Origin of the sequence: Bradyrhizobium sp. 154, from assembly GCF_023073875.1 — a bacterium.
Taxonomy (GTDB): domain Bacteria; phylum Pseudomonadota; class Alphaproteobacteria; order Rhizobiales; family Xanthobacteraceae; genus Bradyrhizobium.
In genome coordinates this window covers 1-26,325 of record NZ_JADPKG010000100.1, presented here as the reverse complement: position 1 = coordinate 26,325, position 26,325 = coordinate 1, and the positions used below count along the sequence as shown (strand labels likewise).

Here is a 26,325-nt window from a genome sequence, read left to right as displayed (position 1 = left end):
AACTCTTTCACCCATTTGCGCAGAACGTTCTCATGAACATCCAGGTCGCGCCCGGCCTGCGCCACCGACACCCCACGCTCCCTAACCAGCTTGACCGCCGCGATCTTGAACTCGCGACTGAACTTCCGTCTCTTCATCGGCCACCTCCGGCTTCATGAAACACCTGATCTCGGCGTCCATCAAACCGGCAGCAGCTCAGTTGACCGACTCTTGACGATGAGTGCCTTTCAGTTCTGAAGGCGCCCCATAAGGGAGGGAAAGCCGCCCCGACTGCACCTTCATCACCAGATACGCTCCGATCAACTACTTTGATCTCAAAGCGAACGCTGGTCCATTTACGCCGTTATCCGTCTTTACGAAGAACGACTTGCATCGAGCATCTGACGTATGATGATGACGGCTCTCACGCCGCTGGCACGCGTCAACATGTCTTCGTGGAGTCATTTGTGGGATGAATGAACATGAGCAGAAGCCCACCTATCTCACGGATAGATGTATCCAATCCGCATCCTGCTGATGGATGCCCCACTGGAGTTTCTTGCACTGGTCTGCCAATCGCCCCTTGATCTCGCCGTGTCGCTGTTTTCAACCAGCGAGAGGGCCACCGTAGCACGTCTGAAGTACTATCATCTTTGTGGCATCGAGGTTCAGAGTGTGGCGCGTACCGATGACTATGTTCGCTTAGACTGCTCCAACGGCTTCCAGGCGTTCGCTTTCGATCCGATCTTTCTCAGAAATCGCATATCCGCTTATGGCTTCCGCCTGAACAATGCAGAGCATCATGACGTCTGCAACTTCCTCCATTTTTCAAAAGAGGCGTCTTTCAAGGATATATAGGATGAGAGGCGCTGCTCGCGCAAAAGAACGTCCGGCCGGCCTCAACACACTGGACCTTCGGCTTCTGAGTACGGATTTAACGCGACAATCAAACGAGGTGTGGCATGACTTAACACCACTGACGGTCATGCCCTGAAGGCTTCTGAAAGACAGGCTCGCAAGGCAGACGGACATAGGCGGCGGCATGTGGCTCGTCGTATGGCATGAGCTGGGTCGCGTTAGCCGCAAAATCTGCGATCTCGGATCGGGCCGCACAGCCTGAAAACTCGGACTGGATTGAGACGCAGCTATCTTAGTTGAACGTGGCGCAGGTTGCAGAGTGATGGGCTTGCCAGACTGCAGAGAATACTTTTCTCTGAGCGTTCCGCTCAAGATCATCAGCGACTTGGCTCCCGCCTCGGCCTACTCATTGTGGTGCTCCGGCCTGAATTCGCAAAGGCGCCAAGCCAACCCCCGTTTTGTAGTTCTTGGACTGGCATTAGCGTCTTGAGCAGCCGGCGAACATCAGCAGACCCGACAGTGCGACGACCTATCGAGAGCTTTGGAGGAAAAGCGGACGCAAAGGAAGCCTCGCCGGACAATTTCTCGCTGTGAACCCCTGAGGCTAACAGTACGAACCAAGCGAACCTACGAAACACCTTGGCGCGCCGCTGAACACGTAAGCTTTAGCTGATTTCTTTACCGTCTTCGGCGAGGCGAGCACGCGGTCCGGAGAGTCTTGCGCATATTTCCAAGGTCCTCCTTATGCATTCGCCAGCTTACAATCCTAGTTCGCTCATTTTCTTGACACTGTTGGTGAAGAGAAGCAAAGGCGTCTGATGCGGTAGGTACCGTTTATTCATTTCCACCAAAAACGAAAGCGACCTGCCTTCCCTAGAATTGGTAGCGTGACCCGCCCGGTGTTTGCTGTAGATTGGCCTTCTGGACGAATGGTTCGCGACTAGAGCGTCGCAATTGGTTGCTGCGATCTGCAACGATCATGCGAGATGACGGTGACAGTTCTCCGGTACGGATCCCGCCATTTCTGAAGCCTCCAAGAACGGAGCTGCAGATGCCAAGCCCGACAGATGATCCAGCTATTTCATCAACACCCACAAATTCCACGTACGGTGCCTCGCCGGAGCGGTGCAGTTCGCGCTTGGAAGCAACAAGCGAGCTAGGCCGACAATCCCGACCTCAACAACCAGTTTTGTGCTTGGCACCACTGCGGCGGCGAACGTTAAGTGTCGTTCTCGCCGGCGCACCTTGTGGGAGCAAGAAAAGTGCAGCAGATCTAAACAGACACAGACCCATGGCACCGTGCTGCTCGAAACTAGCGAACAACTCAAAGGCGGGCGCAGTAGTAAGCCTCATCAGCTATTTCTCGCATTCGAAATCGGCGAGCTCTATCAGGAACAGAACACGCAGCAACCGATCCGCTCATGACGAGCCGATTGATTGCCAGGTCATGAAGCTGCAAACTGATGGTCAATTGTTATGAAGCTTGTTGAATATCCTTCCGGAAGCTCCAGCGGACCGAGGATCTTTGTTGGCAAGAATCGTTTCGGAAACTGGGTCGTCCGCGAACAGAACGGCATTTTTGGTGGCTTATTCGCGAGCCGGGAGCAAGCGCTCAAATACGCACTCGGCGAGAATGGCCAACATCCAGAAGCTATCCTCGAGGTATCTCGCGAGATCGAACTCGATATTCCCCACGATCCGCAGAGGCGCGCGGCCTGCCGATCGGCTTAATTGTGAAAGGTTGTTGGCTTTGCTGCAGCCCCCGTAAGCAGACCGCCACGCCCTTATGTGAGGATGCAGATTGGCTGTAGTGCGATCACGAGCAGTGAAACAGGGACGTCGAGCTTGCGCCTCAAGGAGGGGAAGCAAGTCGGATCTCGTCGGCCGCTGTCGCCGCCCCGGGGTCACGCGTGGCTATAGCCCGGCGGAAACCTGAATACCTTCTTTGAGCCTCGCCAAGCAAGATTACGGCGAACATAGACCCTGGCTAAAGATCATTTAGCGGCATGTTGCCGAAAAGCACTGCCATGTCGTTCAGTTGCGTACCTTTATCTCGCCCAATATGTCTTGACGGCTATCGAGAAAGCCTGCGAACACGTCGACGATGAACTCAGCGTCGGCACGCGTCATCGGTGACGAAATCGATGCGGCAGCACCATACGGCAGGATGATGCCGTTCTCCGCAAAGAAGCGTGTTAGCTCCTTCATTAGAGTTACTCCGGCAGGCGTGGGATAGATCTCGCGATAGTCGCTTGGGGTTTCTGCCCTCGGATGAATGCGGAAGAGTGAGGCGGCACCTGTGACACAGAGCGGAGCGCCTAGGTTCGAGATGGCCCGGCCGATCCCGTCCCGGACAATGTCCCCAAGGATCTCCAGATGTGAAAAAGACGAATGATCGAGATGACGCATGGCAGCCAACCCCGCTGTCATGGATAGAGGATTGGCAGAGAACGTACCGCCTTGTGGAAGCAGTGGCCGACCCATTGCTGCATCGAATACTTTCATTACGTCCTCGCGGCCGCCGATTGCTCCAATCGGCAAACCTCCGCCGATGATCTTGCCCATCGCAATGACGTCCGGAACAAGGCCGTAACGTGCGGAAGCACCCTGAAAGCTCTGCCTAAGATTGAGAACCTCATCAGCGATCACAAGAATCCCGTTCTTGCGGGCAGATTCCTGCACCGCGGCCATGAATTCAGGCTTCGGCGCAACGAGTCCCCCGCGGCTCGGCATCGGATCCAGAATGACGGCGGCAAGATCGTGCGCATTTGATGATATCAAGCGGCGTGCGCCTTCAACATCATTGAAGCGCAGCACAACCACCTCATTGAGCACGCTTGCAGGCATACCGCGGTAGAAGACGGTCGAGTTGGGCTGGTTGGCGTCACCCCAATCGTCCGGTGCCGCCGCTTGACTGACCTCGACCCAGTCATAGGCGCCATGATAGGCGCCCTCGAGCTTGGCAATCTTCGAACGTCCAGTGAAGGCCCGCGCAGCTTTGATCGCAAATAGGACGGCCTCGGTTCCGGTATTAACAAAGCGAACACGGTCAGTTCCGGGAATGCGCTCGCAAAGTAATTCAGCGAGCTCGATCTCGCTCTCCGTCGGATTTGCGAAGCAGCTGCCGCGCTGGAGTTGACGGGTTAGTGCTTCCACAACGGGGCCGAAGGCATGTCCATGGATCAACGTCGTGAAGTTACAATTGAGATCGAGAAACCGGCGGCCGTCGACATCGAACACATAGCTGCCCATCCCACGCTCAATGTAGAGCGGAGTTGGATCTCGCTCAATCGTTACCCGCGAGGTGCCGTCGGGGAAGACCCTTTGCGCCCGGGCAAAGCTTTCGTTGGACCGCCTGCCAGCGCGCAAGACTTCTGCCGCCGCATTGGAATCTGCGTTATTTTGGTTCACAACATCCTCATCGCCTTCTTGAGGTTGTCCCGAGTAGGCCGACAACAGCCATCGCAAACCAAGAAAATTCGGGCCCTGCTGTGCGGCTTCCACGGAGTGCCGGAGGATCTCCTGAGTGACATCGAGCCAATTTGCTCATCGCAGCGGCCGGAACATCACTTGAACTAGAATAGCTGCCCTTCGTACCGGACCGCCGCCGCCGTCGCCAATTTCTTCTTGATATTTGTTCGGTACTCGCTTGTATCCTCGCGGGCTCACAGTAAAGCGCCTTGCTTGCAGCGTCTGGCCCATGCGCCGCAAAGACCCATTGGTGTGGGAGATGGCATTACCTAACGGCCGCGTGTGGCGATTCTGCTGATACCTTCCGATTAGCTGCATCACAGCGGACGGCGAGTTGCTAGCTGACCGTATTCCATTCATGTTAGATCGCGATACTACCTACTCTGGTGATAATTGGACCTTTAATGGGAAACGTCTCGTTAGCATCGGTTTGAAGATGCCGCCCAACAAAAGATCCGCCTACTCGTTGCAGCCGGGTGGAGAATTCGGACACGCCACAGTATCTTTTCTCTTCGCGTCGCGGAAGTTTACCCCCGAGCCGGATCTACTCATCACGCCGGTGGCTTCTTAGGGTTCCAAACTGATTTGCGAGGAAGTATATGATCGCGAGCCTGAGCTGCGCTACTGGGCTGGACGAAGAACATATTCGTCGCTGCCCGAGTGGGCGATCGCAATCAGCCTTCGTCGGCAGTCGGAAGAGGCTTGTGTCCGACCTATCCGGAACACGTACAAGGAGGCATATTCGCTTCGAGGATCAGAAGCAGTCTGAATCGGAAGTCCCCGCATGGCTATGGACGATGGCCACAGGTCGCTGACGCTTTTGTGTCGCTGCACACACAGCTCAGTGCACGGCTCGGACTGCTGAAGTGCGCACCGCGGTTGATGCCGTCAGGCGATGACGGCCATATCATATCGGTGTAAGGACAGCCGATGATTAGCCTTGTTCGCGCCCATCGCTCCATGCAATCGTGCATTGTTGCGCCTGCCACCAAGACTCTCTACCCAAACGGGTTGGCCGGACTGAAAGAGGAGCGTTCGGCAACCTGGGTGGTCGTGTTAACCTATGGGATTGGCGACACCTTCTTTGTTCTTGTGAGCTCGTCTTCGGAAAGCATCACCGTGCCGACGATACCGTCTCTCCCCAACTGCGCCATCTCTGCGTCCGAAAGCCCAAGAAGTTCTGATAGAATCTCTCTGTTATGCTGTCCAAGTGTTGGTGCCGCTCTGCGGATTGCATTGGGCCTTTCACCTTCCCGAATGGGTATGGACGGCTGCGGATGCCGGCCAATGAAAGCGCGTTCGGCGTCTTGCAGATAGCCGCGCGATTTGAGATGCCGATCACTGAGCAGATCAATTGGCAGGCGGGCGACGCCGGCCGCTATCCTTGCGGCCTGCAACTCGGACATTGCCTTGTCCGCATCGCGGGTGATCGTCCAGGCTGCGATCGCTTGTTCGATCAAATCCTCGCTATCACGGCGAGCTTCAGCGGTTTTCAGCGAAACGTCTTTGGCCCAGTCTGGCCGCCCAATGAGTCTGGCAAGCCTCTGCCACATGTCCTGGTCGGTCGCGGCTATTATGACCCAATTGTCCTCACCGGCACACCGGAAGCAGCCATGCGGCACGAACTGCGGATGTCGATTGCCGTATTTTACCGGCGGCGCACCGTCGATCGAATGGAGCGTGATCCATGGGGCTGCAAACGGCAGCATGCATTCGATCTGCGCAAGATCAATGAACTGCCCCCGCCCGGTGGTGCGAGCATGGATCAGCGCAACCAGAACTGCAGCGCAGCCGTTCAACCCACCTACGGCATCTCCAAAGGCAATGTGACTCATCACGGGAGGCCCGCCGGCCTTGCCGATCAGACTCGGCAACCCTGAGCCCTGCTCGAGAGTCGAACCATAGGCCCGGCAAGCGCGGCTGGTGCTGTTCGTGCCAAAGGCTGACATCGACATCATGACAAGTCGCGGATTGAGCGTTCTGAGCACATCGTACCCAAGCCCGAGTTTGGGCAGCACATCGACCGAATAGTTGTCGACGACAATATCAGCTCCCGCAGCAAGCCGCTTTGCAAGAGTGAGGCCCTGCTGTCGCGTCAGGTCAAGGGTGATGCCGCGCTTGTTCCGGTTTGCCATGCAGAAGCGCGCCCTCTTTTCATACATCCGGTCCTCGATATAAGCAGGCCGTCGGTCAACGCCACGCCACCAGTCCGGATACTGGATGGCCTCTATCTTGATGACGTCCGCACCAAGGTCAGCCAGTGTGCGCGTACACAAGGGCCCCGCCCAGCCCATCGAGAAGTCGACGACGCGAATTCCCTCCAATGGTGGCCCGCATGCGTCGATGAGGTCGGACGATGACGACACGGTGCCGGTGAACCGCCTTCCCATATGCGCTACGCTCTGCTGCTCCCCTGGGGCCGGAACTTTGCCGCCCCGGCGCGGCGGTGTCAGTGTCAGCCCCTGCATCGAGCCGGCCGTCTGGCCCTCCTCTTCTCCAAGCAGGACAGGCACGATCGCGCCGCGCTCTCTCTTCTCCGCGTCCTGCAACAGATCGGGCATTTCGGGCACCGGTAAGATCGGGATCTTGCGTTTCAGTCCTTCCGCAAACCACTCGCGCGCGGTGCGCGTTTTCAGCCTCGGAATGAACTGTCGTTCAATCCGTTGCATGTGTTGCAGACGATCGGCGCCCATGAACAGGGACGGATCGTCACGCAGTTCGGATAGCCCCAGCATATCGCAGAACGCCCGCCATTGCGCCGGAGTGATTGTTGTAACGCCGAGCCAGCCCTCTTTTGTTTTGTAGATGCCGATCGGAAAGTTCGGCCAGAAGCGGTTTATGCCAATTCGCCGCATCACATCCCCGTGCTCATACGCCTCGAACATCTGGTACTCGCTGAGGGCGAGGCTCGATTCGAAGACGCTGAGCGACCACGACCATCGTCTCCCACTGGGCCTTATTCCCGGAACCGTCGAAGCAGCCGCCGCGATGAAGCCCCACAGACCAGCTAAGATACCAGTCTGGAAATCCGGTGCGTGCAATGGCGGACCCTCGGCCGGTCCAGCCAGCTTGATGAGGCCGGCGAGCGCGCGTATCGTCGAATCGTTTGCGGCGAATCCTGCATAGGGCCCCTCGCGGCCAAACCAGCTTGCTTCAAGGTGAATCAACCCGGGGCGTTTCTGCCGGATCGCGGCGATATCAATGGAAGGGCACTCTGCGGGATCAATATCGCGGCCATCAATGAGAATGTTGCACTCTTCGATCAGCGCCGTCAGCTGCGCAACCGCGTCTGGGTCAGTGACATCGATGATAAGGCTCGACTTGTTGAAGTTCAGGAATGCAAACCAAGCGCTCTGGCCAGAAGGCGTGAGTGGCGCGCTAGCGCGGAGTGGATCTCCATCTGGCGGCTCGACTTTCTGAACATCGGCACCGAAGTCGGCAAACATCCGCGCGCAATAGCTGGTTGCCGCCGAGCTACCGATCTCGACGACGCGCAGATGAGAAAACACTTCCATCTGGGGCTCCATTTTCCATCGATCTGATACTGCGCAATGTCACTTGCTCACGACGCTAGCTTGCAGACGCGGCGAGCGTGGTGCGGTTTACCAGGCCATCGGCGGAAGAGGCCGGACTGCGATCCAGTGCGTACAAGCCCTCATCCAGCGCTGGCATCTTTCCGAAAGCGATGACTTGGTTGATACTAACCATCGCGAAAGCATGAAAGCCGACACGAGAAGAGCCCGTCTCCGATTGACCTATTCGCTCCTGTCGATCCATCTTCTCCATCTACCCGCGCGACTATATGCCGTTTGCGCCGCGAGACAGTTGAGGACACGGTGAGCGCGGGCGACTCCAGCATTGTCGACTTTCAAACGCGAAATGCATCGGCTTACGCGGCGAACTCGCCGCCTGTCATATCGATGGTGGCGCCCGTGATAAACCCCGCCATCGCCGAGGCCAGAAAGCTTACGACATGCGCCACCTCCTCAGCAGTTCCAAAACGGCCGACCGGAATTCTGCTGAGAGCCGTGCGGTTCACCGCGGCCTCGGGTGGTCCAGTCAGATCGCTGAGAATCCGTCCAGGAGCGATACAGTTGACCGTGATACCATATGGCGCGAGATCCCGCGCGGCAGCGCGGGTTAGGCCGACCATTCCCGCCTTCGAAGCGGCATAATGTGGCCCAGCGATCATAGGCATAGCACGCCCCGCGAGTGACCCGACATTGATGATGCGTCCATTGCCTTTCGCAATCATTGCAGGCGCCAAGAGCCGCATGAGAATGAAGGAGCCGCTGAGATTAACCTCGATGACCCGCGCCCATTCATCGAGCGACGTCTGCGAAAGCCAAGGTGCATTTTGGTCCACGCGCTTGGGGGAGATGCCAGCATTGTTTACCAAAATCCCTATTTCGCCCCAACGCTCTTGGATACGGCCAACAAATCCCTGCACATCACCGTGTCGAGTTACGTCAATGCTCTCGGCGTAGAGCCGATCTTCCGCGCAGCCGAGAATATTAAGCGCCCGCTTCACATGATCTGCTTTTGTCGCAACAAAGGCGACGCGATAGCCATCGGCCAACAACCGGCGTACGATCTCCAGTCCAATCCCGCGCGCTCCTCCAGTCACAAGCGCAACCCGCCGCTCGCTTTGCTCGCCGAGTTTTTCTGGCTTCGGCATGTTTAGACAATCGCAACCGGCGTTACGAGCGAGTAACGCCCTGTTGAGAACAATGGCCCGAACAATCCACAGACGTCTAGGGCGTCGAATAATGGATTGAGATTTGACGAGCCTTTATCAGCCTTCCTGGTATAAGGTGATAGAAACCGTACCGGGCAGCGCGATGAATTCGTCCTCTGAATCATTACATCACCTCAAAGGGTATGGCTTTCCCGTCGTTTGAGCCACAGCTTCCAAGATGCAGTCGCACAATCGCGCTATATCTTTGTCTTCATGATCGGCCGTAATGCACACTCTGATCCCTGCCTCTCCCTGCGGGACCGTCGGAAAGAATGTCACCGAAGTATAGAAGCCGGCATCGAGGAGTAACTTGGCGATTGCAATCGCCTTGGTTTCCGATCCTATTGCAATCATCCTTATGGGGAATAACTCTCCTTGCTGGCCAGTTGCAACATGACGATCGAATTCCTTGATACGCTGCGCTAACCGCCGCTGCCGATCGCCAAGTTCTGCCGAATGGTGAATTTTGCACGATCCGAGCGCCGCGCCAACCGCCGCCAGGTTAGGGGGTACGGAAAACGCATAGGGAATGCAGTACCTTCGAAAGAGCGTCTCTTGATCAGCCGTTCCGAGCATCACCATGCCGCCCGATGCGCCAAAGCCCTTGGCCAGCGAGGCTACTATGATCGTGCGGTCCCCCAAGACTTCCGGAAACTGAGAGCGAGCAAATCCTTCCCCTTGGCGTCCGACGATCGATATGCCGTGCGCATCGTCGATATAAAGAAAGAGCCCGTACCGTTCCTGGAGTTGACGCAGCTCCTTGAGCGGCGCATCTCCTCCCATGGAGTAAACACCATCGCATACATAGACAACCGCTGAATGGCTGCGGCACAAGCGTTCCAGAGCGTCGAGGTCGTTGTGCGCAATTGTTTCCACCCCCGTTTCATCAGCAACCACGGGCTTGTGATAGGCCAGCGATAAGTGCGCAAGGCGGTCGAACACGACAAGCGGCTTTCTTCCACCAGTCAATTCGCCCGACGCAAGGAGTGGCATCGCACCTAGATTCGCGAGCATGACAGTGGAAAAGGCGATCACGCGTGCGGAGAACATCTCCGACAGGATTGTTTCAAGTTCTGCCAGAAGATCGAAATTGAGCCGCGTTCGTGCGCAGGACCAATGCAACGACCGATGCGCCTCGATCGCGTCGATCGCGGCAGCGACAATGACGGGATGATTGTCCAAGCCAAGATATGAACATCGCACGAAATCAATTTTTTCCGGTCGCCCCTCAAGTGAACCTGAGCCAAGAGCGAAAGCACGCCCCATCGTCGAACGTCCGTAGATGGCCATGAGACCTGCCTCATGGGCTGCATCGAAATAGGGACGGCTCGTTTTGATCATGTAAGCAGTGTTGCGAAAATGTCCGGCCGGCCGACCATCCTCAGAGAGCGAGCTCCGCTGTGGCATTTGATGCTCCGTTGCATGCGGTTGGAGGGGACGGCTGAGTAGCGCGGTCGGCACTTGGGCGACCGCTTGTACTGGATTTTTGCGCAGCTCAACTGCCTTCTTTCTCAAAAGCGACTTAACCATTGGCGAGTTTGCTTGGGCAGCCACCAAGTCCGATAGGCCAGGGCGGACATGTAATTGCCGCGCTTTCCATTGCGACACAAATCGCTCGTAGGCAATCAACATCTCGTAGTCGCGCAACGCCTTGCTGTGGTAGGCATAGGCTGGACCACGCCGGCTACCCTTCTGCCATTATAGCGGTGGTTGGACATGAGGCTAGGCGAAGACAGCTGACCATGCTCGCAAGCATTGGATTTCCGAGGCGACGATCTACAATTGGGAGGCCAATTTTGACGGTATGGAGGTCTCCGAGGCCGAAACGACTGAAGGCCTTGGAAGAGGATAACGCGAAGCTGAAGAAGCTCGGGGTGAGCAGATGCTCAATGCGGCCGCGCTTCGCGAGCTACTTTCAAAAAATGGTAGGGCCCGCCGCCAAGCGCGCTGCCGTCACGCATCTGCAGGTCGTCGAGAGCCTGTCGGAACGGCGGCCCTGCTCGATGGTGAGCGCGAATCGGAAGATGATCCGCCATTTTTCCAGCCGCCCTCCTGAGGCAGAGCTGGGAGCCGGCTGCGAGATTTCGCCAACGAGCGCAGGCATTTCGGCTAACGCCGGCTGTTCGTCGGCGGGAGACCGCCGTCGGGGATCAACCGGATCTACCGGCTTTATCGCGAGGAAGAGTGGCCGTCCGGACCTGCTCGGCGCAAGGCGTGGGGACCCGGGCCCCGATCTTGGTGGAGGTCAGATTCAGCGCGCGACTTGCTCACGGCCAGTTCGCTAACGGCCGGCGCTTCCACGTCGTCTCTTGAACAAGCCAGGAGCACTCTACGAACGCAGGAATCCTGCTTTCACCTGACGCTTCTGGCTCGCAAGGCTCGGGAACAGTGATGACGAAACAATTGGATCAACATGTCGTAAGCTCGGCCGGCGTGTGATGTCCTCTCGGTTAGCGACTGCTTCGATCTCCCTTGTCACTTGGCGGATCCGTTCTTCGAGGCGGCAGAGATCGTTGTAGTGATCGCCGACCAGACGCCGCATCATTGGTGAATCTTCCATCTGCGGAAAACAAGGTCATGAGGCTGCTGCTGCCAGTCAGCGCGCCAGAAAGGCAGTCGCTGCCTCTGTCACAAATCTTCTCCGATTGCGGGGGGCATTCGGCGCTCGTGGCAAAAAATTGATGAACTCGAGCAAGCTGTTTCCAGCAACAAAAGCCTCATTAGCGGGCTTGGCATAATCCCTGATTACCGCAAGGCGAGCCGCGCTCCAGGCGCAGAAGGCCATCCGCAGGCGGACGCCGCGTGAAGCGAACATCTCCAACAGCTCCGCAGTACCCAGAGGTTGCCTGGGCAGCTCACAGGCGCAGCTGACCAAATCTGATCAACCCCTGCTGTAGCTAGCGAAGATTACGCGCGCGGCTTCCTCCGACAATCATTCCCCGCCATCAACAAGCGCGGTCGATTTGATCGCTGCTGCGCGAGAAGATAAGAACTTTACCTAAGATAGGTGCCGCGCCCTCCAAGCCGCGGCGAAATCGACGCACTCCAGCGGGTCCGCTTCTCCTGCAACGACTGCGGGCGCTCCGACGCCGACTGCGGAGGAAGTCAATGATTTTGCAGCATCGGTGATCACTTGCGCGGCGACTTCGGTTGGCGAGGAATTGGCCCAGCCCGGCACTCGAGCCCGGCGCGCATGTCAAGCTGGAGCCGTAAGCGGGGCCGCTCCCTTTAATCAGCGCGGGCCTTTTTGAGCGAGACAGGAGGTGTAGCCCGTCTTGCGTATTGCCGAGCCGAGAGCATCACGAAACACATAGTCCGCCGGCATCCGGCCCGTGTTCTGCTAACGGATTCATACTCACGAGGTGTGCGCGACATACACTTCCCGGCATGTTCACGGACGAGGTTTGTAGATAGCACATGAACTTGATCGTATCGCTCCCATTCTGATCACAGACTACTCGCATGAGCTCCAACCTGTGCAATCAGAACTGATAGTAGAACTCCGTTGCCGTTTGAGCGATTCCTCCAGCTTGAGGAATATTTGCTGCCCAGGCAAGGCCAGAGCCGATTGGCGGCCAATAGCCGAAACTTTGGAGTCGCATGCTGGTTTCGAATTTGCGATGTGAGTAGCACGACAAATCCGACATTCGCTTTCCGATCGCGAGCCGGAGAACGGCGGGATCGCAGTCACTTGAATGGGAATCGAGGACCTGAATCACCATGACGCTTTGCTCAGATGACAGCTCACACTCATATGAAACAACCCATATTGGAGCGATTGTTTTTGTCGGCAGAAATCGGGCCGGCAACTGGGTTGCTCGCGAAACACGCGGCGCGTTTGGCGGCTTTTTATCGACCGCGCTGAAGCTCTGAAATACGCTCTCTTCAAGAACGAAGGCGGTCCAGAGAACATCATCGAAGTGGCGCGTGAGATCGAGTTCGAAATTCCCAGGCCATGAACTGCAGAACACAAAGGATTGACTGCCCTTCTGCATTCGCCGCCCCGTCGGAGCCGGGCACTCGCAAACGATGTTCTTGAGCGTGCGTACTGCAACCTTCAAGGTAAGCATCTTTAGCCGTCCTACCTCGCTTCGTGCGACAGCCTAAGCCAGGAGAAGAACGCACCATCGACTATCCATCTGGCACGCGTTTCATTACGGAATCATACCACAATTCAACGAACCGGTCGGTTTCATCTGCATCGATCATTTGAGCTGGAAGGCGTCGCGGGCCTAAGCCCATCTCTTGCGCACAGAGACTCAGAAACGCCCGGAGCGGCGCGTCCGCCGCAAACATGTTCGAGCTTATCTATCCGCTATATCATCGGAAGTACGCAACCTTTTGCATTTAAGCCAGCCAGCTTGGTGAGAATCGCCCGCGCTTGGATCAGCGCAGACGCTGGAATATGGCGCAAGTTCCACGAACAGCACGCTTTTGGAAATGGATTCGCGGAAGTCCCAGCCGTCTAAACCGGCTTTCCGATGACGACGACTTCAGTAGCGGAGCTGCCACGATCAACTCTCCTCAAATTTGTGCACACGCATATGACCGCTGGCGTCCGCAGCAGGGGGGACGGACCGATCACTACGTTAACCTAGGCAGCCGACTGGCCGTCGAGCTTTCAAGAGCGTTATGCCCCGGATCTAACCTCGCCTAGTGGTCCACAGCGCGCCGTGACGATCGGCGATGAAAATTGTAGCGCCGTCCATAGCTCGACAGCTGCAGTGCGTGATCCGCCTCGCATTCCGCCGGAGCAACCGACAGTTACCCCTTACATTCGCTAGATCTACAGCGGCAACGCCAAAGCGGCCGCTACTTTAGATAAGACCTAAACGCCGCGCCTTGACCACGCACTGCGTCCGGCTGGTCGTTTCCAACTTTCGCATCGCATTCTTGACATGGAAGTTGACGGTGTTCTCGCTCACGTTCAGGATGACTCCGATTGCCCATGATGACTTTCCCTGCTCGATCCATCGCAAACACTGTTTTTCCCGTTCCGACAGCACAACCTCTTGCACATCCGCCATGATTTTCTCCTGGCCTCGACAGAACAGGAGAGCCATTAGCAAATGCGATGCCACTCAGTGGCGCCAGCAAACACGGGGAAGTAGGATGACTTCCTCGACGATTGCCTCAACATTCGCGCGAGGCCGCCATTCCATTGCAGCCTTGTCGACGGGCTTGCGACATATGTCGCAAACATAACATCAGCACTGCGAGAATCGTGGCTGTCGATATTGTGTCCAAATCTACGTGAGCCGGATATCGCCCTTTCACTAAATACTCCTCCTTCCAAGGAGTGGGGAATTCTCCTGGGCCGTAGGACCAGGCTCGCGAACCCAGGTCATCCATTTGCAACCAAGGCCCTTCTTTCCAGCCTTTTGGGGAATCCCATTCAACCGAAAGCGAAAGCTTTGCCTTCGGCGCCGCCCCCCGCAATTATGCAAATCTGCGCGTCTCAAAAAACTACCAATGCTGGTCATGATCGGCGTTTCCCCAAAAAGACATGAACTGTGACGTTGGCGCGAATCGAGGATCGGCTTCCAGAATTTAGGTGCGGATTCCGACGAAGTCGCCCGGGTGTACCGATTTGAAGTCGCCTGGGGACTCCGAGACGATGTCGCCCACCTCTCCGATTTGATCTCGCCCGGGGGCGAGGCGTTCTGGCCGGTTGGTTCTCTGGCATCGGTCAAGCCGCGTGGTCAATCTGGAATCGGGGCTTGAATCTGTTTTTCTTCTGCTGCGGTTGCTGTGGGCATGTGGGCAACGCCTTGGCGTTGTCCAAGCGAAGCGGCATGTCCACAGCGCCACGGGCTCAGGCCTTTCAGGCGGATTGCCGGGTTCGACGCAAGCTTTCGCGAGAGATCGAGCCGATGGGCGTTGTGGACGAGGCGATCGAGGATGGCGTCGGCGTAGGTGGGGTCGCCGATGAGCGCGTGCCACTGGTCGACCGGGAGTTGGCTGGTGACGAGGGTGGAGCGGCGGCCGTAGCGATCCTCCAGGATCTCCAAGAGGTCGTGGCGGGAGCCGGCATCGAGCGGGGCCAGGCCCCAGTCGTCGAGGATGAGCAGATCGACGCGACCGAGCGCGCGCAGCGGGCGCGGATGGCGGCCGTCGCCGCGGGCGAGCGCCAGGTCATCGAACAGACGCGGGACGCGCTGGTAAAGGACAGAGCGATTGTCGCGGCAGGCCTTGTGGCCGAGCGCCGAGGCAATCCAGCTCTTGCCGACGCCGGCCGGACCGCAGATCAGCAGGTTGGCGTGGTCGTCGATCCAGCGGCCCTCGACGAGGCTGGCGAAGAGCGCGCGATCGAGACCGCGCGGGGTGCGGTAGTCGACATCCTCGACACAAGCCTGCTGGCGCAGCTTGGCGTGACGCAGGCGGGCGGCGAGCCGCTTGTCGTGACGCAGCGAGACTTCGCGTTCGAGCAGCAGCGCGAGCCATTCGGCGTGACCGAGGCTCGCGGCCTCGCCGGTGGCCTCGATGTCGACAAAGGCTTTGGCCATGCCGTGCAGGCCGAGCGCGTTGAGCCGGTCGAAGGTCGGATGGGTGAGCAAGGGATCATCTCCTAATTGTAGTAGCGCGGTCCGCGGATGTTGGAGTGCAGGATCGGCAGGTCGTCCGCGGAACGCTGGGGAGCAGGACGCCGATCGAGATTGTTGGCGAGGATCGATCTGACCGAGCCATAGGTGCGCGAGCCGATGTCGATCGCCCGCGCGGCTGCCGCGTCCAGGCGCTCGCGTCCGTAGGACGCGGCGAGCCTGAGGAAGCCGAGACAGGCGCGGAACCCCTGCTCGGGGTGCGAGCGCTCGTCGAGAATGAGGTCGCACAATGCGCTGGTCGCCGGGCCGATCGCGGCGGCGTCCTGACGGATGCGCACGATGGTCCAGCCGGCATAGCGGCGATGGCTGGAAGCCATATGCTCCGGCACGGTGGTGTGCTTGTGATTGCCACTCATGCGCTGATGCGCGGCAATCCGCTCGCCCTTGTGGAAGATCTCGACGGTGCGGGCGGTGAACCGCACCTCGACCTCGGCACGCACGAAGCGATGTGGAACGCTGTAGTAATGCTTCTCCACCTCGACGTGGTAGTCGAGGCTCACGCGGCGGATACGCCACTCGGCTCGCACGTAGGGGCTCGCCGGCAACGGCTTGAGCGCCGGCCGGTCGACCTCCTCGAGTAGCCGGCGGCGCGTCACGCCGAGCCGCCGGATCGGCCGCTCCTCGTTGAGCCTGGTGAGCAACTCGCCGATCGCCTCGTTGATCTCGGCGAGGCTGTAGAAGACACGGTGGCGCAGCCGGCCGAGCAGCCAGCGCTCGACGATGAGGACAGCCTGCTCGACCTTGGCCTTGTCGCGCGGCTTGCGTGGTCGCGCCGGCAAGACGGCCGTGCCGTAATGCGCCGCCATCTCCGCATAGGTGCGATTGATCTGCGGGTCGTAGAGGCTCGTTCTTGATGACCGCGACCTTGGTATTGTCAGGCACCAAGAGCGCCGGCACGCCGTCGATCGCCGCCAAGGTGCCGACGTGGGCGCTGATCCAGTCAGCAAGCCCCTGCGTCCACGTCGCCTGCGCATAGGTGAAGTTCGAGGCGCCAAGCACGGCGACGAAGACCTGCGCCGTCCTCCGCTCGCCAGTGAGGCGATCGACCACCACCGGCACGCCGTCGCCCGCGTAGTCGACGAACAGTTTGTCGCCGGCCGCGTGCCGCTGGCGCATCGTCACCGACAGGCGCCCCTCCCAGGCGCGGCAGAGCTCGCAGAAGCGCGAGTATCGGTATCCGCCGGGCTCGGCGGCAATGTACTCCTCCCACAGGATCGACAGCGTCACGTGCTTACGCTTGAGCTCGCGGTGCACCGCCGCCCAGTCGGGCTCGGCGATGCGGCGGTGACCCTGCCGGTTGCCGTTGCCGGTCTTGGCGAACAGGCGGGCCTCCAGGGCCGCGTCCGTGAGTTCGTCGGGCAACGGCCAACTCAGGCCTGCTGCCTCGAACCGCCGGATGGTCAACCGCACTGTCGAGGGCGCCGCGCCCATCCGCCGCGCAATCTCGCGGCTCGGCAGCCCAGCCGCCTTCATCCTGATCACATCGCGGACACGGCGCATCGCAAGCCTCTCCGTCGGCATCCAGGGTCCCCCTTCGCAAAGCCGAAAGGACGGACCCTATGGGAGCCAGAAGAGGCCGCGTCACCCGGGCGACATCATCCCGGAATGCCGGGCGAGATAGTCTCGGAACGGGTGGGCGACTTCACATCGGAATGGTGGGCGAGATCATCTCGGAACGATGGGCGACATCGAGCGGAATCCGCATTTAGGCATGCAGCATCAACCACAAGCCGTTGGGCCTACAGCAAGTCGCCAAATGCGCACGGCAGTCGCTTGTCGAATGCTTCGCGCCCGGGCCTGCTCGAATGATGATCTGTCGTTTCTGATGGAAGCGCGTGCTGGCCTGTCTGCCACGATTGCCCAGCGCTGAGGATTCAAGGGGACCTGGGCCTCTGGTTTGTCGATTGCCAGTTCGCGCGGCTATCGTGACGCCAATGAAGCTTCATGGACCCAGTTCCTCCAGAGCGTCGAACGCATAGTGGCCTCAGCAGAGCCACCTGTGCTCGTTGACGGTGACGGCGGCTTCGGCAATTTCCGACGTACTTGAACGCCAATCTCTGCCTATCGAAGCGCGCATCTCCACAATCGTCTGGAGCAATCAGTCCATGCGAGCTACGGCAGCTGAAATGCGGCGCGTCTGCGATAGCAGCGCAGCTCAAGAGAGCATTGCGAACATTGAATCTTCCATCGAGCCCCGATCGCTTGTAGTGCTCGAACAGCTCGGTCGAGGACCGTCCCTGCGCGCAATCCCATCCCGGACAAGGTTTCCAAGGTCTTCAAGATGTGCGAGGGCCGCATGGTCTAAATGCCGCATCGCGGCAAGCCCAGCCGTTATGGAGAGAGGATTAGCGGAAAATGTACCTTGCGCGAGCAGTGGCCGACCGGCGGAGGCGTCAAATACTTCCATGACCTCGTGCCGACCACCGATTGCTCCAATCGGCAAGCCGCCACCGATGATCTTCCCCATTGTGATGAGGTCCGAAATGAGACCATACAAGGCCGACGCTCCCTCGAAGCTCTGCCTAAGATTCAGCACCTCGTCAGCAATTACCAGAACGCCGTTCATACGAGCGGTCTCTTGGACTGCCGCCAAGAAGTCAGGCTTTGGTGGAATTAGTCCTGCGCGGCTTTGCAGTGGATCTATGATGACAGCGGCAAGATCCCTGCCGTGCAAAGACAGCAATCGGCGCGCGGCATCGGCGTCATTGAACCGCATCACAATGACATCATCCAGCGCACTCGCGGGCATTCCGCGATAGGACGGCGTCGACCTGGGACCACTCGGACTGCCCCAATTGTCCGGCGTCGCTGCAAGACTTACCTCAGCCCAGTCGTAGGCGCCATGATACGCCCCCTCCAGCTTTGCGATCAGGCCGCTTTTGTGTGATCGCTGGCGCAGCTTATCCCGTCGCTAACCGTTCTCGATGTCGGCGCGATTGCCTGTGAGCCTGTTGTCTCAAGAAACCCATATTCTTCTTGCGACGTTGAACGTCTGCTGACCGGTCGGCGTACTCTTCTCACACAGCGACCGGCTGGCTAGATGGCCTGCCTTTCGGCACTTGGCGAGGGATCTCGCGGAGAGGCGCTCAATTCATTCTTGTCATGATGATCGACAAGTCGTTGCAGTTCCTCCGAGGTCAACCAAACAAGCAAGTCGTCATCCACGATGTTCTCTTCAATGAGATGCAGCACCGACCCACCTTCCTCGTAGTGCGCATGTCCGTATTGCGCCAGAACACCTTTGGACAGCAGCCAGCGCTCTGCCAGTCCGACCACGAAGTCCGGGTTCCACATCGCGAACGAAATACCACGTAAAACTGCAGCCATGATCTCAGGCATGCCCTGGCCTCTGAAATCTTTTCGTAACCAAAAATCCCCGTGATAAGCGACCTTTCCAGTAATCTTCCTCGCCGTCGGCGCGGTACACCTGCAGCGATCTTGAGGATGCGCATGCATTGCGGGATCGGCATAGAACGCCCTCAGGGACTCAAGATTCGATGCAAAGTTGCTATCCTTCAGATCGTAAAGCCGCGCAGCCTCCACCAATACCACATCGTCTAGCTTGTCGAGACCCATCATCCAATAACCCTGGCCCGGCTTGATCGGCGATCGATCTGGCCGGAAATTTGGGTATGTCCGCTTTTTAGTCGGAAGAGCACTCGTAATGCTAACATACTTATCAAAATCGAATCCGACCGAAAGCTTGATGCCTTTCTGAGCGGCTAGATCATCATATATCCGAATAAAGCGTGAGACGTTCAGAATGTTGACTACGCTTTTCATGGCTGCGCTTGTCCTGTCCTGTTGAGCATCTCAATGGCTACACGGAACCGTCAGCGTACAGCGTCGGCCGCGAACCGCGCTACTACCTACTTCGGTTGGCGACGATGGATTCTTGCTGCTGCGAGCCACTCAATTTGACAAGCATGCGATTTTCGTTTTTCAGGCGATCGGGTCAACCTAGCGCGAGGTATGCCTCACAACCTTGCAACCGCAGTACGACACGATTCATACTCCGCGACAGAGCAGTGGCGTGCTCAGCCGGGCATAATAACCGACAGCCGCACGCGACCCAGCGTATTGCATAAGCGATCGCGCGGTCTCTTTACAAAAAGCCAGGCCTGCAGCTTCTCGTCACGCCAGAACCTGGCCGCTCGAGAGGCACTCGCCGGTTCTGGCTTACAACCACAGGAGCGGCGCTCCGAGTGCCTACTCTAGGCGGATTTGAAAGGTAGGGCTCCAACTGCCCCCCGTCTAAAGAGGTACAATCGGTAGGCAGCATACGGCTTGCGCTTGCGAGCAAAGCTTACTTATACTCGCGCTCCGTCCACGGCGGAAAATAGTCCGGCAGATCCGCTGGGCCCCTGTCTTTGAATACGGCATGTCGCTTTTCCAGGAAAGCCACCACTCCCTCCTTGGCATCAGCGCAACAACCGCGCGCATACATGCCGCGGCTTTCAAGCTTCTAGCTTCCATGGTGTCGTCGGCGCCTAGCATGCGCCACATCATCCGCCGGATTAGTGTGACACAGGTGCCGTCCTCTCCGCGATCTAAACGGCTAACGCACGCTCTGCTGGCAACAGTTCGTCCTGTCGCACGATCCTGTTAATCAGGCGACCGGCGAGAGCCTCCTCTGCCGAAAATATCCGGCGGCTCAAGGACCACCATTCGAGCGCCTGGGCAATGCCGACCACGCGGCGTAAGAACCAGCTTGAGGCGCCCTCGGAACGAGCCCACGCCGCGAGAACACGAAGCCAAAGCGCGCGGCATCAGTGGCGACCCGAATATCCATCGCAGGTTGCATCGTCGCCCCATGCCGACGCTCCATTAACAGCAGCGATTACACGCTTGAATGACCTGAATATCCGGATTGCAAGCTTGCCCCCAGCGTCGCTGACCATAAAACCGCTGTAGTCCACCTTCCCATCGGGCAGCCGCTTCACTGGCCCGCGCCGCACGTCCGGATCGAATGTATCGCCGCCCAAGGAAAGGTCGGCGCCAGCGCAAAGGCACGCGCGGCCCCGGCAACAACGACTGTGAGGACGTCATTATCCATCGGCGCATCGAACGCCATCGACGATTTCTCGCTTCATGAGAGCGGTACAGGCGTTCAGCTTGTCTGGTCGATTCAGCGTAATCGTGAGGATTTCTCGTCAATCTCATACTTGATCGTCTCGTAGATGGTATTGCTTCACCGCTTGACACGCGCTCTTTATGCGTCTGGTCACGAAGACCTGGTCCGTTTCAGCGCCTGATTCAATGACTGATCGAATATTTCAAGGCCGTGATCGAGCGTTTCACAATCGATCGTAAGTGCAGGCAAGAATTTCACGACCTGATCGGCCGGTCCGCATCGTTCGACCATCAGTCCTCTCTCGAAGGCACCGCGTACTGTCGCGGCTGCAATCTCCGGTATTTGGCAATCAAATCCGAACGCCATGCCGCGGCCCCGGACCGCAAAGCTATTTCCGTACTTGACTGCGATGGTCTCGAGCCGGTGCCGCATAAATTCTCCTAACCGCAGCACCTCTTGCCCGAAGGTCTCGTCCCGCCAATAGAGATCTATCGCTGCCATCGCCGCGGCTAGCGCAAGGTTATTCCCGCGAAACGTACCAGTGTGTTCTCCCGGCTGCCATGCGTCGAACTCTTTTTTGATCAGCACCATCGACAGTGGCAGGCCGTAGCCGCTTAGGGATTTTGACAAGACAATGAGATCTGGCGACAGATCAGCGAACTCGAAGCTAAAGAAATGGCCCGTTCGACCACAACCCATCTGGACGTCGTCAACTATGAACAGAGCGCCGGCACTCTTCGCTACGGCTTGAACTGCCTGTAACCATTCTCTGCCGGCGACGTTGATACCTCCTTCGCCTTGGACCGTTTCGACGAGGATGGCAGCTGGGCAATCGATGCCGCTACTCTCGTCGGCCAGCACTTTTTGCAGGTAGTCCGCTGTATCGACGTCAGGACCAAGATAGCCGTCGTACGGCATGAACGTTACACCGGATAGCGCAACGCCGCTGGCTGTCCGGCAAGCGCGATTACCGCTCGCGGCCATGGCCCCGAGGCTCATGCCATGATACCCATTCGTAAATGAGACAATATTCTGGCGTCCTGTGACTTTGCGGGCGAGCTTGATAGCGGCCTCGACCGCATTGGCTCCGGTTGGCCCCGTAAACTGGAAGCAGTACTCCAAATTTCGCCTGGCAAGTATGACGATATTAAAAAGCTGCATGAAGTCGATCTTTGCGGGAGTTGCCATGTCAAGGCCATGGACGACGGCGTCCGATGCCAGATAATCAGCGATGGCACCTTTAATCCTGTGATTGTTATGGCCGTAATTCAACGTTCCAGCTCCGGAGAGGAAGTCCACGACCTTTCGACCATCCTCCGTCAACATAATTGAGCCACGTGCTCGGCTAAAGACTGCGGGAAACGAGCGAGAGTAAGAGCGAACATTCGACTCCAGCTCATCCAACGCTTGAATCTTATGCGATCCGTTCATCGCTCTAGCCATATATCACCTCTTTGCCAAGGCAAGTGATCAGCCAACTAGTGAGTTGTCCTTGGTGAGACCAAGGTTCGCCGCTTCTATCCCGGCAAGTCCATTACCTGAGATCCAGGAGCAACGAAGCTGGCAAAACTGATAGTAGTCTCCGCCCCAGAATCATGCGCAAGGCGTGTTCGCTATTCGGAGGATCAGAGCACTAGGATTGAGCGTCTTTCAGCGATGACCGCAGTACGCGCGCTCGCTTCGTCTTCAGCAGCGGCCGCATAGAAGTGGGAGGCTGGTTCTCTTGCGCGATAAGGACGCTTCCCGTGCATACTTGTCCATTATCCTGGATCGACACGTAACCCGCTCCAAGGTGGCTCCGTGACAAGTCCGTAGAGGCCTCTGCACTCAGCGGGTAGAGACCTGAAGTCGCTCGAGCTTGCGTGCTCCTGGAGCAAAGTGGGCCAAAATGCACTGGACATGGTACGACCGGTTAGTTTCGGTACATCTTCTTTTCGGTTGCGAAGTCTGGCTCGGACAACATGGTCGTGCCAATAATCTGATCTTTCGCCAATTGCGTGATCTCGTCGTCGGAGAGCCCAAGAAGCTCAGACAGGATTTCTCTATTGTGTTGTCCGAGCGTTGGCGCCGCCGTGCGGACCAGATAAGGCTTTGCGCTGTCACGAATGGGCATCGACGGCTGCGGATGAACGCCGATGAAGGGGCGTTCGAGTTCCTGCAGAAAGCCACGCGAGCGGAGATGCGGATCTTTTAGCAGGTCAATCGGCAAGCGGGCTACACCGGATGCAACTTTTGCGGCTTGCAATTCGGCCATGGCGTCATCCTCATCGCGATTGACCGTCCAAGCTTCGATGGCTCTTTCAATTTCGTCCTCAATGGCTCGACGGGCCCCGGTAATTCTCAGCGATGCATCCATCGCCCAGTCCGTTCGACCAATGAGCGTGGCAAGCCTCTCCCACATGTCATCGTCGGTAGCTGCAACTATGATCCATTTGTCTCCGCCCGCACACCGAAAACAGCCATGTGGCACGAATTGTGGATGTCGATTGACATATTTGGGCGGTGGTGCAACTTCACAGTGTAGCGGCGACGCGGCCTGGGCACACCGCAAGCCGCTGATAGACTGAACCGTGATCCATGGTGCCGCGAACGGCATCAGACATTCGACTTGGGCTAGATCAATGAACTGGCCTTGCCCAGTCCGGCGCGCATGAATCAATGCAGCCAGCACCGCTGCGCAACCGTTCAAACCTCCGACGGGGTCGCCAAGAGCGATGTGAGTCATAACGGGTAGTCCATCGGCCGTGCGGATCACACCGGGAAGCCCTGAACCCTGCTCGAGGGTTGAGCCGTAGGCTCGGCACTCGCGATGGGCGCTTTTCGTCCCAAATGCCGACATCGACATCATGACCAGCCGGGGGTTGTGAGCCCTCAGCACGTTGTAACCAAGCCCGAGTCTTGAGAGGACTTCGACTGAAAAATTGTCAACTGCAATGTCGGCTCCTGCCAACAAACGTTTTGCAAGAGCGAGCCCCTGCGGGCGCTTCAAGTCGAGTGTAATTCCCCGCTTGTTTCGGTTGACCATGCAGAAGCAGAGCGCCTTTTCGTACATTTTGTCAGTCACGTAGCCAGGACGCCGGTCAACTCCGCGCCACCAATCCGGATACTGGATGGCCTCGATCTTGATCACATCTGCTCCCAGGTCGGCCAGTGTGCGCGTACAAAGAGGGCCCGCCCAACCCATTGTGAAGTCGACGACTCGAATGCCGTGCAAAGGTCCCCGATCAGCACGTAGGCTCAGAGCCACATCAGATTTGTCAGACGCGTCCGTTCGGCTGCCTGCGAACACCTGCTGCTCGCCCGCGGCCGGCACTTTTCCGCCCTGCCGTGGCGGGGTCGATGTCAGTCGCAGCATTGAGCCGACCGTCAGTCCTCCTTCTTCACCCATCCGGACAGGCACGATTGCGCCGCGAGCCCGTCGCTCCGGGTCTTCGAGGAGATCGGATATTTCCGGCACCGGTACGATCGGGATCTTGCGTGTTAACCCTTCCGCAAACCATTCGAGTGCAGTCCGTGTTTTCAGCTTCGGAATGAACTGTCGTTCGATAACGTCGGCATTTCGCAGGCGACCTTCGTTGAAGGCCAGCGCCGGCTCATCACGCAATTCGGGCAAGCTGAGCATATCGCAGAACGCGCGCCATTGTCCCGGCGTGACGGTCGAAACGCCGAGCCAACCTTTTTTAGTTGGATAAATGCCGACTGGAAAGTTCGGCCAGAAGCGGTTAATGCCCATCCGGCGCATCACGTCGCCACAATCAAGCGCCTCGAACATGAGATACTCGGACAGAGCGAGATTCGACTCGAAAATGCTGAGCGACCACGAGCGCCCTGTCGCACCCTGCATTCGCGCAACAACCGAAGAAGCGGTGGCGATGAAGCCCCACAAGCCGGCGAGGATACCCGTCTGAAAATCCGGTACGTGCAAAGGCGGGCCCTCGGCAGGTCCAACGAGCTTGATGAGAGCGGCGAGTGCGCGCACTGTTGAATCGGTGGCAGCGAATCCGGCATAGGGGCCCTCGCGGCCGAACCAGCTCGCTTCGAGATAGATCAGCCCGGGGCGTCGCTGCCGGATAGCGGCGATATCAATGGGTGGGCAATCTGCCGAATCAACATCGCGCCCATCGACCAGAATGTCGCAATCGCCGATCAGCTCCATCAGCCGTGTGGTCGCGTTCGGGGCGCTGGTATCGATGACGATGCTTGATTTGTTGAAGTTTAGAAATGCAAACCACGCACTGTGGTTACCGGGCGTGAACGGCGCGCTGCGGCGAAGTGCATCGCCGGCTCTCGGCTCGACTTTCTGAACATCGGCCCCAAAATCCGCAAACATGCGCGCGCAATAGCTGGTCGCGGGCGAGCTACCGATCTCGACGACCCGCAAATGTGATAACACTTCCATCGACCGCTCCTTTCACACGCACCGATACTCAGGAATTCACCTAGCAGGCGACGCGAGCTTGTCGCACCACAAGCGCGGCTCTGCCGCGGTACCGATAAAAGATGTTTGTGCGGCGATGCGACGGCGACAGCGGCACGAGCGCATAGTCCCTTGATCCAAGGCCGTCTCCAAGATGTCGAAGTCTGCTGTATTCGATGAACAGCTCTGTCTTGGCAGGCTGTGCGAAACTTCGCGATCTGTACACCGGTTGGGCTCGGCAAGGACATATCGCCCTGCGGCGTGATGATCTCCGCCAGATCCGGACGATATAATCGATATCGAGTTCAGTAATCCGATGTGTTCGGTCGGGTACGCTCGGTGCGGGAGGGCGATCCACTGTCGCATTCCAATCTCTCATGTGCCAAACAGTCACCAGCTCCAATCACTAGGATGGTCGGTACGACAGCGCGGCTTAGCTGGCGTCAGCCCTGCCGCGTCCGTGATTGAAGCAGAATACAACTAGGTGCTTCGCTTGGGGAGCTACCAAACAAGGTAGTCGACACCACATAGCGCACCCATGTTGCTCTACGATCGCGCGTCAATTTAGCATTGCGCACCGCCCCTCGGACACCATCATCACGCATGCAGCCAACTATGCCGGCCCGCGAGCAGCAGCAGAAACAGTCTGATGATGTTTATTGATATACCGTTGCTGCTGCAATGCTGAAGCGCAACTCTGTTATCTACTTCGGCACTAAGATTAATTGCGTGTCCTAAACCGCAGAACGAGCGCCGGCGCCATGATCTGATCGGGGAAGAAGTCGCTGATCTGCCAGCTCTGGAGAAGCTCCAGGCCTACCGCAGGGAGATGCGGGCAGTAGTTTGTTTCGATGCTTCGGCTGAGGTAGAATGGCCGCCAAGCTAAAAACCGGCCCTTGTGATAATAAGCATTGCGCCTCAGTGGCCGTCCCGTGTATCTCCGCCGGGTACCGTCACGTTCCCACCTTGTGACTTAGGTCGCGCAGGCTGAGCTGCTGCCGGTTTGATGGACACCGAGATTAGGTGTTTCATGAAGCCGGAGGTGGCCGATGAAGAGACGGAAGTTCAGTCGCGAGTTCAAGATCGCGGCGGTCAAGCTGGTTAGGGAGCGTGGGGTGTCGGTGGCGCAGGCCGGGCGCGACCTGGATGTTCATGAGAACGTTCTGCGCAAATGGGTGAAAGAGTT

15 protein-coding genes and 5 pseudogenes are annotated in these 26,325 nt (G+C 58.0%); 5 read left to right on the top strand and 15 right to left on the bottom strand.

What is annotated here, in order from left to right; translation table 11 throughout:
- On the bottom strand, positions 1–137 hold a 137-nt coding region (locus IVA92_RS22735), incomplete at its 3' end, for a transposase (RefSeq protein WP_247279864.1).
- A 355-nt stretch (positions 138–492) separates the two neighbouring features.
- On the opposite strand from IVA92_RS22735, the gene IVA92_RS22730 reads away from it, so the two are divergent.
- Positions 493–837 carry a hypothetical protein gene (locus tag IVA92_RS22730; RefSeq protein WP_247279863.1) on the top strand — a complete coding sequence of 115 codons (345 nt, stop codon included), beginning with the start codon at positions 493–495 and terminating at the stop codon, positions 835–837.
- 1,476 nt (positions 838–2,313) lie between these two features.
- Positions 2,314–2,568, top strand: coding sequence for a hypothetical protein (locus tag IVA92_RS22725; RefSeq protein WP_247279862.1), 255 nt, complete (start codon positions 2,314–2,316; stop codon positions 2,566–2,568).
- Positions 2,569–2,871: 303 nt separating this feature from the next.
- Here the strand turns inward: IVA92_RS22725 and IVA92_RS22720 are convergent, their stop codons facing one another.
- The 4 genes from IVA92_RS22720 to IVA92_RS22705 form a co-directional block, all read right to left on the bottom strand.
- The gene (locus IVA92_RS22720) at positions 2,872–4,341 is read right to left on the bottom strand and encodes an aspartate aminotransferase family protein (protein WP_247279861.1); all 1,470 of its coding nucleotides are present in this window, start codon (positions 4,339–4,341) and stop codon (positions 2,872–2,874) included.
- Positions 4,342–5,369: 1,028 nt separating this feature from the next.
- Entirely contained in the window at positions 5,370–7,823 is a 2,454-nt protein-coding gene (locus IVA92_RS22715) for a CoA transferase (protein ID WP_247279860.1), read from the bottom strand.
- A gap of 374 nt (positions 7,824–8,197) precedes the next feature.
- Positions 8,198–8,986: an SDR family NAD(P)-dependent oxidoreductase gene (locus tag IVA92_RS22710; RefSeq protein WP_247279859.1), complete on the bottom strand. Its 789-nt coding sequence runs from the start codon at positions 8,984–8,986 to the stop codon at positions 8,198–8,200.
- 189 nt (positions 8,987–9,175) lie between these two features.
- Positions 9,176–10,453: an aminotransferase class I/II-fold pyridoxal phosphate-dependent enzyme gene (locus IVA92_RS22705; RefSeq protein WP_247279867.1), complete on the bottom strand. Its 1,278-nt coding sequence runs from the start codon at positions 10,451–10,453 to the stop codon at positions 9,176–9,178.
- Between the two features lie 319 nt (positions 10,454–10,772).
- On the opposite strand from IVA92_RS22705, the pseudogene IVA92_RS22700 reads away from it, so the two are divergent.
- Positions 10,773–11,356: pseudogene (locus tag IVA92_RS22700) on the top strand (transposase); the annotation flags it as partial.
- 19 nt (positions 11,357–11,375) lie between these two features.
- On the opposite strand, the gene IVA92_RS22695 reads toward IVA92_RS22700, so the two are convergent.
- The 5 genes and pseudogenes from IVA92_RS22695 to istA all read right to left on the bottom strand — a co-directional run bounded on the left by IVA92_RS22695 (position 11,376) and on the right by istA (position 17,148).
- Positions 11,376–11,591 carry a hypothetical protein gene (locus IVA92_RS22695; RefSeq protein ID WP_247279858.1) on the bottom strand — a complete coding sequence of 72 codons (216 nt, stop codon included), beginning with the start codon at positions 11,589–11,591 and terminating at the stop codon, positions 11,376–11,378.
- A gap of 937 nt (positions 11,592–12,528) precedes the next feature.
- Positions 12,529–13,116, bottom strand: a complete 588-nt coding sequence (locus IVA92_RS22690; protein ID WP_247279857.1) for a hypothetical protein — start codon at positions 13,114–13,116, stop codon at positions 12,529–12,531.
- Positions 13,117–13,863: 747 nt separating this feature from the next.
- A pseudogene (locus IVA92_RS22685) lies at positions 13,864–14,058 on the bottom strand (helix-turn-helix transcriptional regulator); the annotation flags it as partial.
- An 849-nt stretch (positions 14,059–14,907) separates the two neighbouring features.
- Positions 14,908–15,603 (bottom strand): annotated as a pseudogene (gene istB, locus IVA92_RS22680) (IS21-like element helper ATPase IstB); the annotation flags it as partial.
- An 11-nt stretch (positions 15,604–15,614) separates the two neighbouring features.
- Positions 15,615–17,148, bottom strand: a pseudogene (gene istA / locus IVA92_RS22675) (IS21 family transposase).
- 397 nt (positions 17,149–17,545) lie between these two features.
- Here istA and IVA92_RS36090 point away from each other — a divergent pair.
- On the top strand, positions 17,546–17,695 hold the full coding sequence (locus IVA92_RS36090; protein ID WP_346658131.1) for an isocitrate lyase/phosphoenolpyruvate mutase family protein: 150 nt from the start codon (positions 17,546–17,548) through the stop codon (positions 17,693–17,695).
- A gap of 108 nt (positions 17,696–17,803) precedes the next feature.
- Here IVA92_RS36090 and IVA92_RS22665 read toward each other — a convergent pair whose 3' ends face one another.
- From IVA92_RS22665 to IVA92_RS22645, 5 genes and pseudogenes are all read right to left on the bottom strand, one after another.
- The gene (locus tag IVA92_RS22665) at positions 17,804–18,547 is read right to left on the bottom strand and encodes an aminotransferase class III-fold pyridoxal phosphate-dependent enzyme (RefSeq protein WP_256464975.1); all 744 of its coding nucleotides are present in this window, start codon (positions 18,545–18,547) and stop codon (positions 17,804–17,806) included.
- 137 nt (positions 18,548–18,684) lie between these two features.
- Complete coding sequence (locus IVA92_RS22660; RefSeq protein ID WP_247279856.1) at positions 18,685–19,431, bottom strand: hypothetical protein; 747 nt, start codon at positions 19,429–19,431, stop codon at positions 18,685–18,687.
- A 523-nt stretch (positions 19,432–19,954) separates the two neighbouring features.
- A pseudogene (locus tag IVA92_RS22655) lies at positions 19,955–20,830 on the bottom strand (enoyl-CoA hydratase-related protein).
- 42 nt (positions 20,831–20,872) lie between these two features.
- Positions 20,873–22,135, bottom strand: coding sequence for a diaminobutyrate--2-oxoglutarate transaminase (gene ectB / locus IVA92_RS22650; RefSeq protein WP_247279865.1), 1,263 nt, complete (start codon positions 22,133–22,135; stop codon positions 20,873–20,875).
- Between the two features lie 499 nt (positions 22,136–22,634).
- Complete coding sequence (locus IVA92_RS22645; RefSeq protein ID WP_247279855.1) at positions 22,635–25,121, bottom strand: CoA transferase; 2,487 nt, start codon at positions 25,119–25,121, stop codon at positions 22,635–22,637.
- Positions 25,122–26,188: 1,067 nt separating this feature from the next.
- On the opposite strand from IVA92_RS22645, the gene IVA92_RS22640 reads away from it, so the two are divergent.
- The coding region (locus IVA92_RS22640; RefSeq protein WP_247279864.1) for a transposase at positions 26,189–26,325 on the top strand (137 nt) is incomplete at its 3' end.